Annotated in this window: 14 protein-coding genes and 3 pseudogenes; 13 read left to right on the top strand and 4 right to left on the bottom strand. The window is 35.5% G+C overall.

All coding sequences use genetic code 11. The annotated features are described in order from the left end of the window. Positions 1–39 precede the first annotated feature (39 nt). The gene (locus tag K5J94_RS09435; RefSeq protein ID WP_221913042.1) at positions 40–402 is read right to left on the bottom strand and encodes a hypothetical protein; all 363 of its coding nucleotides are present in this window, start codon (positions 400–402) and stop codon (positions 40–42) included. A 191-nt stretch (positions 403–593) separates the two neighbouring features. Between K5J94_RS09435 and K5J94_RS09430 the strand changes: the two genes are divergently transcribed. The 7 genes and pseudogenes from K5J94_RS09430 (at position 594) to K5J94_RS09400 (ending at position 6,517) form a co-directional block, all read left to right on the top strand. Beyond that, entirely contained in the window at positions 594–1,457 is an 864-nt protein-coding gene (locus K5J94_RS09430; protein ID WP_221913040.1) for an ImmA/IrrE family metallo-endopeptidase, read from the top strand. Positions 1,458–1,459: 2 nt separating this feature from the next. Beyond that, positions 1,460–2,137 carry a LexA family transcriptional regulator gene (locus K5J94_RS09425; protein WP_221913038.1) on the top strand — a complete coding sequence of 226 codons (678 nt, stop codon included), beginning with the start codon at positions 1,460–1,462 and terminating at the stop codon, positions 2,135–2,137. A gap of 2 nt (positions 2,138–2,139) precedes the next feature. After that, positions 2,140–3,553 (top strand): annotated as a pseudogene (locus tag K5J94_RS09420) (Y-family DNA polymerase). Next, positions 3,553–3,920, top strand: a pseudogene (locus tag K5J94_RS09415) (hypothetical protein). The pseudogenes K5J94_RS09420 and K5J94_RS09415 overlap by 1 nt, the downstream one beginning before the upstream one ends. Further along, a complete protein-coding gene (locus tag K5J94_RS09410) occupies positions 3,913–4,200 on the top strand; it encodes a DUF5960 family protein (RefSeq protein WP_221913823.1) in 288 nt (95 codons plus the stop codon). The pseudogene K5J94_RS09415 and the gene K5J94_RS09410 overlap by 8 nt, the downstream one beginning before the upstream one ends. Positions 4,201–4,231: 31 nt before the next feature. Further along, on the top strand, positions 4,232–5,680 hold the full coding sequence (locus tag K5J94_RS09405) for a hypothetical protein (protein ID WP_221913036.1): 1,449 nt from the start codon (positions 4,232–4,234) through the stop codon (positions 5,678–5,680). 257 nt (positions 5,681–5,937) lie between these two features. Then, a pseudogene (locus K5J94_RS09400) lies at positions 5,938–6,517 on the top strand (transposase). 107 nt (positions 6,518–6,624) lie between these two features. Here the strand turns inward: K5J94_RS09400 and K5J94_RS09395 are convergent. The 3 genes from K5J94_RS09395 to K5J94_RS09385 are packed head-to-tail and all read right to left on the bottom strand — an operon-like array spanning position 6,625 to position 9,445. After that, positions 6,625–7,323 (bottom strand): ABC transporter permease, encoded by a 699-nt coding sequence (locus K5J94_RS09395; protein ID WP_221913034.1) that lies wholly within the window; start codon positions 7,321–7,323, stop codon positions 6,625–6,627. Further along, positions 7,307–8,203: an ATP-binding cassette domain-containing protein gene (locus K5J94_RS09390; protein ID WP_221913032.1), complete on the bottom strand. Its 897-nt coding sequence runs from the start codon at positions 8,201–8,203 to the stop codon at positions 7,307–7,309. Before K5J94_RS09390 ends, K5J94_RS09395 begins: the two co-directional genes overlap by 17 nt. Then, positions 8,204–9,445, bottom strand: coding sequence for an MFS transporter (locus tag K5J94_RS09385; RefSeq protein ID WP_231700389.1), 1,242 nt, complete (start codon positions 9,443–9,445; stop codon positions 8,204–8,206). Between the two features lie 265 nt (positions 9,446–9,710). Here K5J94_RS09385 and K5J94_RS09380 point away from each other — a divergent pair, with 265 nt between their 5' ends. The 6 genes from K5J94_RS09380 (at position 9,711) to hsdR (ending at position 20,671) form a co-directional block, all read left to right on the top strand. Continuing rightward, complete coding sequence (locus K5J94_RS09380; protein ID WP_221913029.1) at positions 9,711–10,568, top strand: Rgg/GadR/MutR family transcriptional regulator; 858 nt, start codon at positions 9,711–9,713, stop codon at positions 10,566–10,568. Positions 10,569–10,842: 274 nt separating this feature from the next. Further along, the gene (locus K5J94_RS09375) at positions 10,843–11,115 is read left to right on the top strand and encodes a hypothetical protein (RefSeq protein WP_221913028.1); all 273 of its coding nucleotides are present in this window, start codon (positions 10,843–10,845) and stop codon (positions 11,113–11,115) included. Next, entirely contained in the window at positions 11,116–13,077 is a 1,962-nt protein-coding gene (locus tag K5J94_RS09370) for a class III lanthionine synthetase LanKC N-terminal domain-containing protein (protein WP_456243079.1), read from the top strand. Positions 13,078–13,225: 148 nt separating this feature from the next. Next, the gene (locus K5J94_RS09365; protein ID WP_221913024.1) at positions 13,226–15,109 is read left to right on the top strand and encodes a M13 family metallopeptidase; all 1,884 of its coding nucleotides are present in this window, start codon (positions 13,226–13,228) and stop codon (positions 15,107–15,109) included. Between the two features lie 1,583 nt (positions 15,110–16,692). Then, positions 16,693–17,970, top strand: coding sequence for a group II intron reverse transcriptase/maturase (gene ltrA / locus K5J94_RS09360; protein ID WP_221913022.1), 1,278 nt, complete (start codon positions 16,693–16,695; stop codon positions 17,968–17,970). Between the two features lie 367 nt (positions 17,971–18,337). Further along, a complete protein-coding gene (gene hsdR, locus K5J94_RS09355) occupies positions 18,338–20,671 on the top strand; it encodes an EcoAI/FtnUII family type I restriction enzme subunit R (RefSeq protein WP_221913020.1) in 2,334 nt (777 codons plus the stop codon). Positions 20,672–20,673: the final 2 nt, after the last annotated feature.

The following is a 20,673-nucleotide window of genomic DNA, read 5'->3' as shown; positions in this document are numbered from 1 at the left end:
CTCTAAGAAATAAGCCCATAGAAAATCTCTGAGCTTATTCTATTCTTCTTCTATCACATTAAACTTCTCAAGCTCTTCATTATAAGCTTCACTACCCTTTTTGAAGTATTGACGTTCTGAACCAGTAATATTAGCGGTGATAACATCATCTTTATATTTGTATTTGACTGTTGGATTGACGAACTCTGAAATCTCAAAGGTTTGTGTGTCAGTGTCAATAGTCATGCTACTAGTTGAACCTTCGGCATCGACAGTACCTTTGTCCCCCTTGATGGTGATGACCAGGTCAGTCCCAAAGTCGCCAATTTCATAGTATTCTCCGTCCATGTTGGGTATACTTGAGCAAGCGACTAGGACGATAGTAGTAAAAGCAAGCGTAATAAGGCTAAGTAATTTTTTCATAAGTGTTTCCTCCTAGATGGAATTTATTTTACAGGAATCGTATTACAAACGTGTTAATGATAGGATTTCAATCTAGTTGCAAGAAAGATGTGTTAGTTGTTAAACTAATTTTTAGTGGACATTCGTCCACTTTTTTTATATAATTTTAGTCAACCAAATAGTTGACTGATAGATTTGTGAGGAGGTACATTGTGAAGGATGTTTATACAAGAGTAACCCAAATTGCAAGAGACCAACTATATCAATTCATGAAGGATAATCAGGTTTCGCCTCTGAATTATCGCTTTCATTATTATTTCGATGATTCTATTCAAAAGTTTAATATCAAGGTGATGGAGCATCACTTTACCAATCGGAAGATTGAAGGTCTTACCATGATTGACGAAGACGGTATTTCAATTTCCTATGAAAGCCAGAATCCACAAGTAAAGCAGAACTTCACCAAATGCCATGAACTAGGTCACTATATGTTAGGACATTCTGGTAAGCAGTTTACACAATTAAGTGGTAAAAAAGATACAGTTGAAGAAAGCGAAGCAAACCTTTTCTCTGCTTATATCCTTATGCCTGATATTGTCTTGCTGTCGAAAATCTATTATCGCTTGGATAGTTTCAAGCAGGTCATGACAGAGTTATCTGTATCAGCAGAAGCCTTGAAATTTCGATTACAAGATATATTCCGCTATCGTTTGAAACGAGATAATCAAGAAGTAAGCTCAGCTATTTTCCAATACCAAATGGGTCAGAGCAATGCTGTCCTTAATCTTTTTGAAGAAGTTCATACTGAGATTGAAGACGAGTACAGAGCGGTGGAAGAGAACGTGCTTGCTAAAGTTCTGAATCGACTGAGAGAGTGTTGTTTTGTGGTAAGTACAGAGTTTCCCGAGTTGCTAGAAAATAGCTTTCGCAAGGAGTTGGAACAAGAAGATGATATTGGTGTTTGGTTAGAGTATGACTTTGGGCAGTCGGTAGGCTATGCCTGGCGTACAGATAAGCTAACAGCAAAGCAAGCTAAATTAAGAGCTAAAACAATACTCCTATTAGAAAAGAGGTAGTTATGTATCAACCTGATAAGTTACAACAAAAGCGAGAAGAACTGGGCTTAGAGCAACAAGAATTAGCTGAATGCATCGGCGTTTCAAAGCAGGCTTACTTCAAGTGGGAAAAGGGCTTGTCGAAACCGACTAAAGCTAATATTGCCAAGTTGGAGAAAGTTTTAAGGGTTCCAGAAGGATATCTGAGTGAAGATGAAATTTCATCCCTCTATAAGCAACTAACAGAGTCAAATCAAAAAAAAGCTATTACCTACGTTCGTGACCTGGTATCGTCACAGAAGGTTATTAGTATCGCTGAGAAGCGCTCAGAGTATCATGTTTACGAGAAACTTTCCGCTGGTATTGGTGCCTCCGTTTATGGAGACCTGGACTATGATGTTGTTTATTACAATGAAGAATTGCCACATGATTTTGCCTCTTGGATTGACGGGAACTCGATGGAACCAACTTATCAAAACGGAGAAGTGGCTCTTATCAGAGAGACTGGTTTCGATTATGACGGAGCAGTTTATGCTGTCGTCTGGGATTCGCAGACTTACATCAAGAAAGTCTATCGTGAGAAAGAAGGGCTACGTTTGGTGTCAATCAATAAGGATTATCCTGACAAGTTTGCGCCATTCGATGAGAACCCACGAGTAGTTGGGAAGATTGTTGGTCACTTCATGCCATTGGAGGACTAAGTATGGGCTATTTTGATTATTCACGAGAACCAAAGAGCGACATAGCTTTTGTGGATATGAAATCCTTCTATGCCAGCGTTGAGTGTGTGGAGCGTGGACTCCATCCCTTGAAAACTTCTCTTTGTGTCATGAGTAGATTAGAGAATGCTAACGGCTTGATATTGGCTTCTTCGCCAATGTTCAAGAAAGTGTTTGGAAAGAACAACGTCAGCCGTTCTTATGACTTGCCTTTTGACATTAAGACCAGGAAGTTTAACTATTACGTTGCGCGCAGACAAGGTCTACCGATTACGCTTGACTATATCCACTTTATCGAGGAGTGGGCTAGGATTACTCATATCGTTCCGCCTCGCATGGATTATATATCGAGAAGAACATGGAAATCCAGCACATTTTCCAAAACTACGCCAGCCCAGATGACATCCTCCCTTATTCAATCGATGAGGGATTTATTGACCTCACATCATCGTTAAAGTACTTTGTTCCTGATGAGAATATCAATCGCAAAGACAAGTTGGACATGATAGGTACTAGGATTCAGCATGATATTTTCCGACAGACAGGAGTTTATTCAACGGTAGGCATGTCCAACAGTAACCCACTTTTGGCTAAGCTGGCGTTGGATAATGAAGCCAAGAAGACAAAAAACATGCGTGCCAATTGGTCTTATGAAGACGTAGAAACTAAGGTTTGGGGTATTCAGGAAATGACAGATTTTTGGGGAATTGGCAGTCGTATGAAAAAACGTCTCAATGTTCTGGGGATTATGTCTATCAAAGAACTAGCCAATAGTAACCCTGATGTCCTCAAGGCTCGTTTAGGAGTCAATGGTATTGACCTGTTCTTTCATGCCAATGGTATTGACGAAAGTAACGTCCATAAACCTTATAAACCAAAATCTAATGGTATAGGCAATTCTCAGGTATTACCAAGGGACTATGTTAGACAAAGGGAGATTGAGATAGTCCTTTCGGAAATGGCAGAGCAGGTAGCCGTCCGTCTCAGAAAAGTAGGCAAGAAGACGACTTGTGTCTCTATTGGCGTAGGTTATTCTCGGAGTGAAGGCAAGAAGAGTATTCATGCTCAGATGAAGGTTGAACCAACCAATCAAACAGGAACCTTGAAGAACCATGTGCTAGCCCTCTTTCATAAGAAGTATAGTTCAGGGCAGTTAGAAGTATTAGCGTCTATTATTCTCAGTTAGTAGACGAATCATTCGGGCTATTATCCTTTTTTGATGATGTGGAACAAATCGAAAAAGAAGAAAGGCTCCAATCAGCCATTGATACCATCAGACAACAATTTGGATTTACCTCGGTTTTGAAAGCAAATGCCTTATCAGAAGGTTCACGGGTTATTGCCAGAAGCAAGCTAGTCGGTGGACATTCAGCAGGTGGATTGGATGGGCTAAGCTAATGATAGATAGAAGCTATTTACCTTTTCAATCTGCTAGAGACCATCAAGACCGTGGTATGATGAAATGGATGGGCTTTTTTCCTATCTGAACACACCACATCATTAGATGAGGAAAAGCATAAAGGTAATCTTTTCAGAAGAACTTAGCTTACTGGATAAGCTGCCCCTTATCTCACAACTCTATGCAGGACAACTTAAAGGGCAATTCATCGTCAAAGCAGACAAGCAAAAAGTCACCTATCAAGGACAGGTGACAGAACTATCAAAAGATGAGATTGTGGTCAAATCAAGGGATAAATATCATCTTATCGAGGTCAAACATATTTTAGCCATTCACCTAGTGGAAGGAGGAGTAGATGATGAATAGGAAAGAACTTTACAAAGATAAGTTACAGATAGACTATTTTTCAGAGAGTTATATCAAGTTTGAAGAAGATTTTTACCGTTACTCAGCTGATGGAACACCCTTGACTTTTATCATTGATGATATCCTGCTTTCCATGGCATTGTCTCATAAAGACTACTTTAAACTCAATAAGGAAAAGTCAGTTGATGGACGAGACCACTGTTTTCAATTTCAAGTTGTTTTGGAATCCGATAATAAGAATGTTAGGACGTTTCAGTATGTAGGACATAAACATAATTAAAAGGAGCAGATGAATATGAATTTTGATAAATTTGAGAACAACAACTTTTTTTCAGATAACCACGAATAAAATATTACGAGTCTCAAAAGGTGATATAAGGAAAAAAGATATTTTTGCTTTAGTATTATTAGGTCAAATTATTGTTGTAGCAAGTACAATTTTTACTACTATATATAAACTATTCCTTCCACTTATTTATATAATTGGACCTTATATCATGGCAGTGGCACAAAATCTTAATGAGCTTATTGATAAGTTTATCGAGGGAACCTTCCCTAATATATTTTATTTTCCAAATGAAGAAATAATTAATTATGGTTTTAAATTATCTCATTCGTATGCAATAGACGGATTTATCCCTGCTTTGCTCAAAGGTGGAATAGTATTAATAATTTTGTACTTAACCATACAAGTTTTAAAAAAAGAAACTCTTTTAAATGAGATATTAAAAGGACTTGCATTTTCTATTTCAAGCTTAATTCTCTACTCTGATATAAAGATTATATTCCTAATATTGCTGATACTCTTTCTCGTCTCCATACCTCGAATAGGAACAGGTGATATATACCTATTTGTCGTAAATATCTTACTGTTTTTCAAACCATTGTTTGTTGGAAAATTGAAAGCTGTAAAGGAAGTTCGTTCGAGCAGCATCCTTCTAATGTTGTTTGCGATAATATTTATTGCTAAAATTCTTTCTGTTTTATTATCTTTACCGATAGGAATTGCAACTATTTTAACAACTATTATTACAGTACGAATCGGTCAACAGAACTTTTCTACAAATAAGACACGAGAAATAATTGCGAAAATACTAGTGTACTTAGTGGCGTTTGTTATATCTTTAGTAAATAGTAATCTTTCAAACGACTTTTCAAGCATCTTCTCAATATCAATAACAATTTATTTTGCGATTGACAGATTTTTCTCTGTATACTCTGAGATAAAAGAGTATGTAAAAAAAGAGTATGTAGAGTACTACTTATACCTTGGAGATAATAAAGATATAATGAAGGAGAGATATTTTACGAATGAACAAATGTTAGCTATGTTTGAAGATTACAGTGACGAAGAAGTTTTAATTCAGTTAACAATAAGAAATTTTTATAAGATGAATGCAGAGTTTGGTGAATTACTTAAGAAATTCAATGCTAGGGAAAGTTCTGCGTCATACAGAATTCTTACGTTATCTATGGAGTATAATTTAAAGGGTGATGATATAATTAACTTTGTGGATACCAATGTGAAGAACAAGATATTATATGATGAACAGAATATTATACCTGTAAATTTCTTAATTGATTATGATCTAGAGTTGTTTAGGAGTGGAAAGGTAGATGAAGCGAAACAATATTTAGGATTTTCAATGTATGATAAAGGATATGACAGTATTAAAGAATACTATCAACTGTTAGATGTCTTAAACGATGAAGCTGAAAAAAACACATTGAATCTCGTTTTATTATTTAAGATAACGTAAATGACAAAAGATGAGTTAAGTTGGATTTAAGGTCACACTTATATACTACAAATAATCCTAAATTTTTTCTTTTTCATAATCTCCTAGTGGCAGTCAGTGTAGTATACGCTGGCTGTCTCTTTTTGTATGTCTTTCAGAAAAAGAATCATTTTCAGAAAGAAAGTTCTAAAATGAAGTTAGCCAGCTGAGAGTATGAAAAAACATCTCAAAGAGATATACTTGTAGTTCACCACAAACACAAGATAGGATACTTTGAGATGCAAGAACATTATACCCCAAAAGTAAAACATTTGACAATAGCTGAGCGATACCTCATCGAGAAATGGAAATCAGAAGGGAAGTCTAATAGAGCTATCGCTGGCTTGTTAGGTAAAACACCTCAAAACATTCATAACGAACTCAAACGTGGACTTGTTGGACAACTAATTCGTAAGGGTAAATTTGAATTGGTTTAACAAGCTGACTACGCACAAGGTAGCTATGAGAGGAAACGGCAGAGATCTGTTCGTCTTGTCGAGACCAAGGATAAGATTCTACACTATATGAAACAAAATTATTCTCTAGAAATAATTGTCAAAGTCAAAGGGATTCCAGTTCCTGTCTCAACGATCTATTACTGCAGATAATGGTACAGAGTTTAATAGGCTGTCGTTAGTGTTTCCTGAAGAAAACATCTACTACCCACATCCCTACGCTTCATGGGAAAGAGGAATGAATGAGAACTACAATAGACTCATCACAAGATTGTTACCAAAAGGTACTAAGAAAGCGACCCAGAAAAAGGTCGCTTTCATTGAAAATTGGATAAATAACTATCCTAAAAAAATATTAGACTAGAAATCTCCTAAGGAGTTTCTACGAGCTTGCTAACTTGGAATTGAAATTTGGCTTTTTCGGAATGAAATAGGTGTTTATTAATTTCAAATCGTATTTTTTAAAATAGTTTAATTTAGTTCTTTTTTATTAAAAATAGAATAACTAAAAATGAAATATACTAGGCTAAAAATGAAACTAATAAAGAGTGTTAGTGTAGATATTATCTCTGCGTTTTGTAAGGATAGAAATAAAAAATATTCTGTGGATAGCTCTAGTTTTACTATGTTTGTTCCTATGAGACGTACAATATTATCGAATAGAAGACTAATTAGAATGTAGGCAAGATAGGCTTGATTAACTCTACTTAGCATAATAAATAATAGGATACAAAGTAATGATATACAAAGAAACAGAGGAAGTTGGTGAACAAATATTCTATAGATTAAAGAAGAATCAATTTCCCCTCCTAGTATTACTCTAAACAGACTTGAACTGGTATAAGCCAATGCAACATATATTAGATTTAAACTGACTGTTGCAGAAACCTTATATACAAAAATTCTTCTTCTTTGTTGTTGTTTAATCATAATGTTATTGATTGTACGATGAGAAAAATCTTCTCCAAAGAAAATATTTGTAGGGACAATAAAGAAGAGTGTAATAAATTGAGATAATAATTGGATCAGAGTAGAACTATAATCTACAGAGTTATTTCCATGAAATAGAAATGCTGAGAGCAGAGAAAGTAGCAATAGGATAGTAATGGAGATGGTTAGTTTTCGTTCCTTATAGACTTTGTAAAGGTCCGCTTTAAGATAATGAATCATGCGTTTCTCCTTTGCTGATTAATTTTAGATAATAGTTCTCAAAAGAAATTTTTCTAGAAAAAATCTCTTGTAGGTCTATGTTATTTTCAATGAGATAGTGCACAATGACCATAGTGTCTATATCAGTGGACAAGGCGAGATATTCGCCAACTTCTGTGTAGGAAATTCCATGTTTTTTAAAAACCTCAATTGTTTTAGGGATTGTTGAAGTTTTGAGATAAATTTGTTCTTCCAATTCTTGTTGAAGTAGCTGTTTTGGAAGTTCTTTAATCACTTTCCCGTTGTGCATGATAATATATCTATCCACCACCAATTCTAGCTCTGATAAAATATGACTTGAAATCAGTATTGTCATGTGATGGTCATCCCTAAGATTTAAAATGATATTTCTCATTTCTTTGATTCCAACAGGATCTAATCCATTGATAGGTTCGTCAAGAATGAGAAAGTCAGGATTGTCTAGAATTGCTAAAGCGATTGCCAAGCGTTGACGCATTCCCAGAGAGAAATTCTTTGATTTCTTTTTAGGATCAACAGTGCCTAATCCGACACGATTAAGTATATTTAAAATGGCATCGTCACTCATCTGTAGATTAAGTTGTAAACTCATGTATTTTAAGTTTTCAAAAGCAGGAAGATTAGGTTGTAACGCAGGAGATTCAATTAAAGCTCCGACTCGATAGTTAGTCGATTTATGAATTGATCCTGATGATTGCCTAATTAGACCTGACAAAACTCTAAGGAGAGTTGTTTTTCCTGCCCCATTCTCTCCAACAAGTCCGCAAATTTCTCCTTTTTTTATTTTAAAAGAGACTTGGTCAACTGCATTTTGGTTTCCATACTGTTTCGTTATTTTTTGTAATTCTAAGAGTGATGACATTTATAAAGTACCTTTTTGTTTTTTTATATTATATTGTTGAAATAAATAAATGATTAATAATGCTGATATTACTAAATATATCCAACTAATAGTCGTTGTAGAAGCAGGGATTACTAACATTGAAAAAGATAGTTGAGAGATGATAATCCCAAGTTGAATAATCATACCAATACTTCCAGTTAAAATACCGATCTTTTGAGGGGATAGGTTACTCATAAGAAAACCATAAAACTTTGGATTTATTGAACCGCTTGTGGTTCCTAAAATAAATAACAAAAGGTAGCAGAGCCAAATATTTTGTAAAATAAAAGTGGCAAAAAGTATTGGTAACAATGCTACTGCAATGTAAAGAATATACTTTAAAGAAATTTTATCTAATAAAGTTGTTGATGCAATAATGCCTAAAATACTACTAACCGCTATGACCACCCCAGAAAATGATATAGTAGCGGCTGAATTTACGATAATAAAATCCTTGTTTTGAGAAATAGTAGATACGATTAATGGAGTGGTAATTGAGAATAGTCCATTAATACAAGAGATAACAATTAAGAATTCTGCTAAACTTGGGATACTTTTGATTTCTGTAACAGCTTCTCTGATAGCTGTTAGTAAATTTTGATTGGGATTTATTTCAGTGTAGTCAGAAGCTTTAATAATGGATTCTAGTTGTGATTTTATAAATAACATAAATAAAACACAGGCTAAAAATGTCAATGAATTAACAAATGCTAATGTTTGATAGCTAATCCAAGTTACTAGCGCTGCTCCACTGAGTTTGAATATGATATTTAGAGTTGAAGAAATACTTTGTGTTGAAGCAAAGACTTTTTCCCTATCACTTTCATCAATTAACTGCATTTCAATAGGAAGATACAAACTATTCTCTAACTGTCCAGCTAAGTCAGATAATATATTTAAAAAAGAGACAATAATGATAATCCAGAGTGCAGGCTTAAAAGAAACAACTATTCCGACTATAATATATAAGAAGAATCGAAAGACTTGTGTAAGGATAATAATATTGATTTTTCTAGCAGTTTTATCAGCAAAATGCCCCATAACTATTTTAAATAGAATAGGAATTGTTTCCGATAGGGTGACAATTGACAAAGCAATATTATTATCTGGTAGCAAGAGAATATAGTTCATTAGTGCCAAATAATAGAGAGTGTCTCCAAAGTCAGACAATAAATCATTGAAAAAAAGAGAATAGAAGATTCGTTTGGGAGTATTTATCATTTTTACCAACTCAAATTCCCCTCGATGCTTCGTGTCTTATACTCTTTTGAGGGTGGTTTAATTGTTGATTTATGATTATAATCTGATTGTAAATTTTTGTTTGGTAAAGTTGAAGAGCTATTAAATATCATAATTGCTAATACTAGTGAAGTCATGAATTTTTTCATTTGTTTTCTCCATTATTTATTTATTTTCAAAAAATATGATAAACTATTTTTAGTAAGATTTAAAAAAAGTTACTTAAATGTAATACAAGGTGATTGTAATGGGGAAATATGGAAAAGTTTTTAAAATTATTCGAGAATCGAAAAATATGTCTCTCAAAGAGGTAGCAGGTGATTTTGTTACTCCTGCCCAATTATCACGATTTGAAAATGGGAAAAGTAACCTATCAGTAGATATTTTTTTTTATTGTTTAGGAAGAATGGATATTCTACAGGGAGAGTTTTCAACTTTTTATAGTTCTTACTTTCAAGATGAAGATGTACGCCTTTCATTAGAGTTGCGCCATGCTTTAGAGAACCGTAATATTAGCTATCTTCAAAGGAAAATTCAAGAGTATGAGAAGAAAGTTTTAAAACATAACAGTAAGTCCGACCGTGTCTTAATTGCAGTTTTTCATTCAATGATTAACAAGTGTGATTCAAATATAACTATTCCAGATACTGAAAAACAGATTATAGCTGATTATTTAATGTCAATTAATGAGTGGTGTTTCTATGAGTTATGGATTCTAGGTACCTGCTCTCGGGCTTTAAGTACAAGAGCACTAGAATTATTAGGAACCGAGTTAGTTAGCAGGACACAATTTTATAATGGAATAGAAGAAAATCGTAGAAGAGTGTATCGTATACTTTTAAACTTAGCAAGTGAACTTTTGAATAGAGGAGAAGAAAGAGTAGCGGCTAGTTTCATAAGAAAATTGGATAATTTAAATATATTAGAACAGGATATATTTGAACGATTACAATTAAAATTTTTAAAATCACATTTTAATTATTTACAAGGTAATGCTAGAGGTTTAAAAGAAATGAAAGAATGCCAGAGAATAGCAGAATTTTTAGATTGCTATGATATTTCAAGACAAATAGAAGCGACCATATCAAAATTTACAGATATGTAATAAATTCAAAGGTTGTCAATATTTCCTGTAGGATAGTACATGTAAGTCTTACAACAACTACAACACAATTATCTATATATTGGAGGAAATTATAATGACTACATTTGTTAAAGATTTGAACCGCAAACCTGAACTGGTAAAAGCAGCTCGTGGTAAAACAGTCAACACATTTATTTGTTTTGGTAAATTCTAAAAACAAATTAAAATTAGGGGAATGCTTTTACGAGAAGTATTCCCTAATTTTTTATAAGAAGAAAAGAATGAGGTACATAAAATGAAAAAAATGGTTATTATAGGTTCGCTTGCACTTTTGGGTACTTTGGGACTAGTATTTGGTGGTGAAATAACAAAAAAAGTAGCAAGTACGAGTGAGAAAAATAAGTTTGTTATTTTTGGGAAAGTTGATTTTTCAGATGATGACGATGTCGAAGATGTAGTATCAAAAAATTCGAATAATCAAAAAGATGATGTTGATGATGAAGAAAACGGGCTTGAAAGATTTATCAAAACACATAAAACTCCCTTTTCAAAAACAATCCATAAATAGATGACACCGTCCTATACATATCGAAATATAGAACATTTACCTTCTATTATCTTTGGATTTAAAATTCATGTTTCAGCGACATTTCAAAATTATCACACTATTTTGGATATTGTATGCCCCTATTTGGATATGAATAACATTACCTATAAGTTCATTGATAAAAAAGAAGACGTTTATAGAGTTTTTTCTACAAGTGAATTAGCTGCAGAATCAGGTAAATTAATAACTATTTATCCTTCTCCCTCTATTCTTATAAAAACTCTGGAAGATTTATTTAGTTTATTGCCTCAAAAAGAGGAAGCTATCTATATTTTAAGTGATCGTCCTTACAAAGGTTCAAGCCTATTGTTCTATAGATTTGGTTTAATTCAAGATTCAGCCAATGTTTATCAAGATGGTGTTCCAACCATAACAACGCTAGAGGGGGAGGTATGGCAAGATTACCCTAAACCTTATTTTGATTTACCGCCTTGGATTGATGATATTCAAGAACCCTCAAAAGATGAATCAGAGAGTTACTTGGGGAGTACTTATGAAGTAACTTCAATTATTCATCAGGGTGGGGGAGGTAATATTTATCTAGGAGTTGATAAAAAATTCACATCACCAGTAATTTTAAAAGAGGCTCGACCACATATTCTTAGTTTTTATAATGTTGAAAAAAAGGAATTACGTGAAAAAGAATATGAGCTTTCTCTGGAATTAAAAGAAAAGGGTGTAAACCAAGTTATAACTCCTATTGAAGCAGTTGATGAGTGGATAAATTCGTACTATGTCTATCGCTATATTCAAGGGAGTTCTCTGACTGACTTCTGTAAGGATTATGGGATTAATTCTTATTCTCGAATTCATAAGAAAAAAAATTTGAGATTATTCAAAGAATTTCTCAACATTGTCAATTCATTAGTAAAGATACTTATTTATCTTCATTCGAATCAATTGATATTAAACGATATTCATCCAGATAATTTTATACGAGATGAGCATGGGAAACTACATTTTATTGATTTGGAGAATTCATATTTATATGGAGAAAAACCATTTGTAGGTATTGAAAGTAAAATTAGCTTAAAATCTTGGAATTTTCTAGATGGTAAGCAGGCAGATTTTCATAAATTAGGCAATATGCTTCTTTTCCTATTGGCACGTCTGACTGTTTCGGAGCAATCAACAGTAGAGACGGATCTACTAAATCGACTTTTGAATTCTTATGGAATTGACAGTAACTTATCAAAGTTTATTACTTATTTGTTATCTGGTGAGGTTACAAAAGATGGACTGGTAAAATGGCTAGAGTCACTGGATGCCACATCAATCGATATTGACGAGGTTCTACCTCCAAAAACAGACTTAAAAGATAGTTCTATTTCGTTTATAAAAAAAGTTGAGCGTTCATGTCTAGAATTTGATAAATATAAAAAATATTTGATTGATATGGCAGTAACTACTCCTGAAAGTGAAGATGCTATTATTAGGTTGATGAATTTAGAACGAAATCTTGGTCTTGAGGGACTATCAGGAGTGATTGTTTTAGTAGATAATCAAGGTTTAAAAAATATAGCTGAGGCAGGTATTAATATCCTGTTAAATCGTTTGGAAGAGACAGATGATGGGCTGTTGGTTCCAATAGAAGGAGGTTGTTATTCCCCATATATTTGTAACGGCTTATCTGGAGTTATACAGATGCTCTATTATACTGGAAGAGAAAAGCACCGACGACTGATTTTAAAATTGAGAAAAGCTCTCTATGTTGAATTTGCTCAGTATGAAGATTATAGAAAGGGAATGTTAGGAATAGCAGATACATTGCTATTGACAAGCGAATACCGTAATAGTAAAAAACTACATCAATGCATTGAATCATTGCTTTTGAATAGTTATCTCTACCATACTCAACGTCATTTGCCATTGATTGAATTACAAGAGGTATTATCTCATTATCATGATATTTACACTCTTTAAAAATAGATATAGTCAGAATGTAGACAAACCCTCAAAACGGCAGAGTAGCTTAAAATTAGATATCTAATTATTAACAATGCATACCCTTAGTAACGCTGATTTAGTAGCATTTCTAAGAGAATCAAAAAGGTTAGTTCGAGGAGAAAATATGATAGACTATAAAAATGATTTTTATAATACAATTAACCAAGATTGGTTGGCCAGTAAACAATTAATAGATACTCAAACTCACGTGGATAGTTTTTCAGAATTAACAGATAGGATTAGTGATTTTCTATATTGTGAAACAAATCATTGGGTAGAAAAAGGCAGGGTTCCAAAAGATTATGGATTAGAAAACTTTACGATATTTTATCGACAGGCTTCTGATTTTAAAAAGAGAGAATTATTAGGCGTAAGGCCGCTTATTCCCGTTTTAAATCGCTATAAGTCCATGGAGTCATTTGAAGAGTATATTTTGCAATTATCAGAGTTAGAACTACTTGGGCAACCTAATTTATTGCCATTTCATATCGCTCCAGATTTTTTGGATTCTCGTAAAAATATGATTTGGGCTGAAGCTCCAGGCTTAACTTTTCCAGATATGAGTTATTATGAATCTGATAGTGAACAAGGGAGATACTTATTAGATACTTGGCAAAATTGTCAAAGAGAATTATTGGAAGAGGTTGGTTTTTCTAGAGAAGAATCAGATGATATTTTGATAAAGGTTATTGAACTAGATAGACTGTTAGGGCAACATATATCACAGAAGGATGAGAGTTTAACTGAGGAATATATCGTTTACGACTTCAATGATTTTTGTCAATTAGCTCCTGGACTACCATTAAATCGTTTTTTTAAAGATGTAATAGCTGATATACCAAATAAAATAATAGTTTCAGAAGAAAAATTTTGGAAGGAATGTGCCCGAATTTTTTATTCTAAAGAAATGTGGAAACATATTAAAGCGAAACTTATCTACGGTGTTGTAACTATGTATGCTTCCTGTTTAACAAATAAAGTAGATCTATTATCATCCAAGTTTCGATGTATGTTAATGGGGATTGATAACAGTGAGGATAAAAAGCAAAGTGCTTATGAATTGACACAATTTGCTTTGGGTAATAGTTTAAGTTACTGGTATTCTGAACAAATTTTATCTCAAAAAGACAAAAAAAATATTGAAAAACTGGTAGATATGATTATTCAGGAATACAAGAATCAAATTGCAAAATGTTTAGAATTAACCTTAACTACTAGGAAAAAGATAATTAATAAATTAGAGAATATAGTTGTACAAATTGGAGGACCCAAAACACGTCCAGAAAGAATAGATAATTTATTACTTGAAGATACACTAGTGGACAATGTAAATACTATTCTAGCTAATTCAGCTCGTTCAAGTTGGAATAAATGGATGGATGAAGCTAAAAGATATAATTGGGATATTAATTCATTTACTGTAGATGCCTATTATCATGCTCAAATGAATAAGATTATATTGCCTGCAGGAATATTGCAAAAACCATTTTATTCTAAGGAATATTCATGTGTTAAAAATTTATCTAGATTAGGTTTTTTAGTTGCTCATGAAATTTCACATGCTTTTGATATAGATGGAATTCGATTTGATGAGTATGGGAGATACGAAAATTTGCTGTCTCATGATGATGAAGCATATTTTCAATCTATCTCAAAAAAAATAGAAGCTAAGTATGACGGTCAGCAACTAGATGAATGTGTTGTAAATGGGACATTGACACTTTCTGAGAATATAGCTGATATAGCAGGATTCAACTGTTTGGAAGAAATCATTTCAAAATACTACCCTCTCAGATTAGAAGAATTTTATAGGGAGTTTGCCAAGTTATGGCGGATTATCTATCGGCATGAGTACCTAGAGATGATGACTTTGACAGATTCTCATACTCCTAATAAGTTACGAGTTAATAATTTATTATCCAATTCTAAAAAATTTACTAAGTTATATCATATTTCTAAAGGAGATGGTATGTGGGTTGGATCAGAAAATCAAATTGTCATCTGGTAAGAGAGTTTAATATATACGACAATTAGGTACTCTCTTAGAGTAAGTTCAACAAGAAAAAGGGGGAGGGACCCCTTTTTCTTGTTACTGTCTTTGGGGTTAGGTAAAAATTGTTCCGAAAGAGCGTATTTTGCGAGTTTCGGTGAGCAAATATCGGGCGTAGTTCGCCTACAGTCTAAGATTGCGATACCGTGCTATCATAAAGCATTTCAAACTATATAAAAAATCAGATTTTGATGGGTTTTCACTTAATTTTTTAAAACCATGATAGATAAATCAATGTTATTTACTTTACATTATGAATCTCAAAAAGCACTTTACATGTCTAAAATAGTGAAATTGATTATCTATCTTCTCACATCAACGCCCTCACAGGTTCTAACCAAATCTGATAACCCCCCTCAATCCTAGAGTACAGATATTCTCTTGACCGAGGTGGAGTCTCTTCTAGGAGTTCCTGATAAGAGCTTAAGGCAGTAATATCTGAAATCTTGAAATCGAAGTCGGTTTCATATATAATGGATGTAATATCATTCCCCAAACAAAAAACGGAAAACCTTTGTTCCCCTTTAAAAATATTTCTTGTAATTTGACTTTGAAGTAGTCTAATAGCATTGTAAAGATTGTCGATATGGTTATCTAAATTGATCATTATTTTCTCCTTATTAATGTTATAGGCACAAAAAAGTTCACCTTATTCAAGTGAAATTGTTTGAAATTAGTTGAATGATTAATAAAATGAAATCAAAAGAACAGCTGGAAATAAAGGTTATTCGTACAAGTTATAAATAGAATTTGTGAAACCTGGTCTCAAAAAAGCTCGTAAGGCTAGCCAGTTCTCAAAACGTTAAGAACCAGCTACAATACAGCAGAACAATACTTCATGGATTACCATGGAGTATTTTCTTTTCTGAAAGAACTGGTGACGCAATTGACGTAGTCGTTGCGGCTTTAGTCGCTTACGAATACGGCTGCAAAGGAGATGCAGTCTTCGTGCCTCAAAACGTTAATCATTACGATTATATCAACATTTTAAGCACTCGCAGGTTTGCTCTACGGGTGCTTTTTTGAGTACGACGGGCATGTCGTACATCTGAGGTGAAAGTCCTTCGTGGGCACCCGCTACCGGTGAACCCAATAGCGACTCCCAAGCCTGACTATCGTGAGATAGCGGGGAGAGGAAGGGATAGCGAAATCGTGGCTCTACGAACAGAAACGTGATATAAAGGCGTATATAGAGGATGAGGGGGCCAAAAACTCTAAAGTCCAAAAAGGTAGTCGTAACCTATAGGCGTAAATCACGAGAGTAAACGAGGAAAGATGTACGACTTATCCCGTGAGGTCTCATGAGCGTCAAAAAGATGTAGTAACAACGACTCATGAGAAGTCAGCCGAGGTCATAGTAGTGATGAAGTTTCTGGAATGGAAACGCAGCGAAGGACCGAACGATTAACCGAAGTATACCTACTTCACTTGTGTCTGTAAAGAACGGTCTGATAGAACGGAATGCGGTCACGTATTGACTAGAGGAAAGTTCGCTAATATAAGATGTCTCACAGGCACCGAAATAAGAAAGGAATACGCACATGTCACAGTTACTAGATAATATCCTATCTCGTTCAAACATGTTGGAAGCCTACAATCAAGTTAAGACCAATAAGGGCTCAGCTGGAATTGACGGCGTAACAATTGACGAAATAGATGACTATCTCCACCAACACTGGCGTTCAACGAAAGAACTCATAAAGCAGAGGAAGTATAAGCCTCAGCCAGTCTTACGAGTTGACATTCCCAAACCTAACGGAGGAGTCCGTCAGCTTGGTATCCCCACAGTTATGGATAGGATGATACAACAAGCTATTGTCCAAGTCATCAGTCCTATTTGTGAACCTCATTTCTCTGAGACGAGCTATGGCTTCCGACCAAATCGCTCATGTGAAAAAGCCATTGTCAAACTATTAGAATACCTTAATGCTGGCTACGAGTGGATAGTAGACATAGACCTTGAGAAGTTCTTTGACACCGTTCCTCAAGATAGACTGATGTCACTTGTCCATAACATTATCCAAGATGGCGATACAGAATCACTGATTCGTAAGTACCTTCATTCAGGGGTCGTCATCAACGGACACCGTCAGAAAACACTAGTCGGAACACCGCAGGGAGGCAACTTGTCACCGCTCTTATCCCATATCATGCTTAATGAGTTGGACAAAGAACTTGAAAAACGAGGGCTTCGCTTCGTCCGCTACGCAGATGATTGTGTCATCACAGTTGGAAGTGAAGCAGCTGCCAAACGTGTGATGCACTCTATTAGTCGCTTTATTGAAAAACGATTAGGTTTAAAAGTCAACATGACCAAGACAAAGATTGTGAGACCGAGCAAACTGAAGTATCTAGGGTTTGGGTTGTGGAAATCAGCTGATGGATGGAAAAGTCGTCCGCACCAAGATAGTGTGCAGAGTTTCAAGAGGAAACTCAAGAAGCTAACTACACGCAAATGGAGCAGAGACTTGGACAGTCGTATTGAGAAACTCAACTGGCTGATTCGAGGTTGGATAAACTACTTTTCTATGACGAACATGAAATCAGTCATGGCAAGCATTGATGAACGACTGAGAACTCGAATAAGAGTTATTATCTGGAAACAATGGAAAAAGAAATCTAAGCGACTATGGGGACTTCTCAAACTAGGAGTTCCGAAGTGGATAGCTGATAAGATATCTGGTTGGGGTGACCATTACCAATTAGTGGCTCAGAGGTCTGTACTGAAACGAGCCATATCAAAACCAGTCCTAACTAAACGTGGACTGGTCTCGTGCTTAGATTATTATTTAGAACGACAGGCGTTAACAGTTAGTTGAACCGCCGTGTGCCGAACGGCACGCACGGTGGTGTGAGAGGGACTAGAAATTAGTCCCTACTCGATGTTCTTCTGAAAAATTAGTTGTCTGACAATGTCAGTCACCGTGTTTGGTACGGGGATTTTAGAATTGACCTAAAAACATGATTCTAGGTTTTTGCGAGCTCAGATAGTGTATACACACTATCGCAAAAAATAAAACATCAAGAAAGGGCGAACCGACAATTTTCCTAATGTTTTATATATCTGGGAGACTCCCCAACCCCCTTGAGAAATAGTTCGAGATAGTGTTAGAAAATGGTATAATAGAAATAAAATATACTTCTGATAATTTTTTATTATGTGCAATTGAATGTGAAAGGTTCAATATGGTAGATTTATTAAAGCCTAAACATAAAATGTCTGAAGAAGACATCAAGGCAAACTTTATCACGCCAGCCATTCTGTCAAAAGGCTGGAAAAATGGGGAACATATTGCTTACGAGGAATATTTCACAGATGGTCGAATAGAAGTTCGTGGGGATAAAGCCCGTCGAAAAGAGGGTAAAAAGTCAGACTACGCCCTTTATTACCAATTTGGACAGCGTATTGCTATTATTGAAGCGAAGGATAACAAACATAGTGTTCGAGCTGGCTTACAGCAGGCAATCGAATATGGAGAAATCTTGGATGTGCCTTTTGTTTATGCGTCAAATGGGGACGGCTTTATCGAACACGACCGCATCACGAGACAAGAGCGTGAAATCGCTTTGGATGACTTTCCAACTCGTGAGGAGCTGTTTGAACGGTTAAAGGCTGAGAAGGGATTGACATCGGAAATTGTAGAGGCTATTACGATTCCTTACTATACCGATGCTTTTTCGTCGAAAACGCCTCGCTATTACCAGCAAATTGCTATTAATCGTACGGTTGAGGCGGTTGCTCGTGGGCAAAAGCGGGTCATGTTTGTCATGGCGACAGGAACTGGGAAGACCTTTATGGCCTTTCAGATTATCCATCGCTTGCGAAAGGCAGGGCTGGCTAAGCGAGTATTGTTTTTAGCTGACCGAAATATCTTGGTTGACCAGACCATGGCTGAAGATTTTAAGCCCTTTGAAAAGGTCATGACCAAAATCACGGAAAAGCTGCTCAATGCCCCAGAAAAACTCAATTCCTTTGAGATTTATCTAGGACTTTACCAGCAATTAACAGGTGAAGCCGGAGAGGAAACTCATTACCAAAAGTTTGATAAGGATTTCTTTGACTTGATTGTCATTGATGAGGCCCACCGTGGTTCAGCTAAAGAAGATAGCAACTGGCGAAAGGTGATTGACTATTTCTCATCGGCGACACAAATAGGCATGACGGCAACGCCAAAGGAGACTAAAGAGATTTCCAATATGGATTATTTTGGCGAACCTGTTTACACTTATAGCTTAAAGCAAGGGATTGAGGACGGTTTTTTGGCTCCCTATCGGGTCATGCGAGTAAATCTTGATATCGATGTGGATGGCTATCGTCCAGAAAATGGTCAAGTTGATACTAAAGGTCAACTCATTGAAGATAGATACTACGGTCGCAAGGATTTTGACAAGACCATTGTAATTGATGACCGGACGCAGATGGTGGCAAAGTTTGTTTCAGATTACATGAAGCAAAACAATGCACGCTTCGATAAAACTATCGTTTTCTGTGTTGATATTGACCATGCTGAACGAATGCGAGCAGCCTTTGTTAAGGAAAATCCCGACCTAGTACAAGAAGATTATCGCTATGTGATGCAGGTGACTGGAGATAACGCAGAAGGTAAGGCTCAGCTGGATAACTTTATGGATGTCAATTCTAAATTTCCAGCTGTTGTGACTACTTCAAAACTCTTGACGACTGGGGTCAACGCCAAGACCTGTCGCTTGATTGTGCTGGACTCCAATATCCAGTCTATGACGGAGTTTAAGCAAATCATCGGTCGAGGGACACGGCTGTATCCCGACAAGGGCAAGGAGTTTTTCACCATCATTGACTTTAGAAACGTAACTAATCTCTTTGCTGACCCAGATTTTGATGGCGATCCTGTCAAGGTATTGGTCGTCGGTGGTCAGACAGACCTGAAAAGTCCGCCTAAATTTACAACTGAGGTGAATGAACCCACGGAAAAATACCGTGTGACGGATAAAAAGGTGACGATTTTGAACTCAACGGTTCAAGTCTTGGATGAAAATGGCAAATTAGTCACGGAGAGTCTGACTGATTACACTCGGAAAAATGTTTTGGGGGCTTATGCGACCTTGACCGACTTTATCACGGCATGGCAGGCGGCGGACAAGAAAAAGGTTATCTTGGAAGAACTTTATCAAAAAGGCGTTTACTTTGATGCTATTAGAGAGGCGGAAGGAATTTCAGAACAGGAGATTGATGATTTTGATTTGCTCCTGAAACTGGCTTATGGGCAAAAGAGTCTGACCAAGACCGAGCGGATAAGCCAGGTCAAGCAAAGTGGTTATCTCTATAAGTACAGCGAGGAGGCGCGTGCCGTGCTGGAGATTTTGCTGGACAAGTATATGGATAAGGGCATTGGGGAACTGGAAAGTCTTGAAACCCTGAAGTTGCCAGAGTTTCAGGTCTTTGGTGGTACCTTTAAGATTATCAACACGCATTTTGGAGATAAGAAACGCTATTTAGAGGCGATAAAAGAATTGGAAGAAAGGCTTTTTACCGTAGCTTAAGG

This window comes from Streptococcus halichoeri (genome assembly GCF_019774635.1).
GTDB lineage: Bacteria > Bacillota > Bacilli > Lactobacillales > Streptococcaceae > Streptococcus > Streptococcus halichoeri.
The sequence above is the reverse complement of the archived record's forward strand: the minus strand, read 5'-3'. Positions and strand labels throughout refer to the sequence as shown.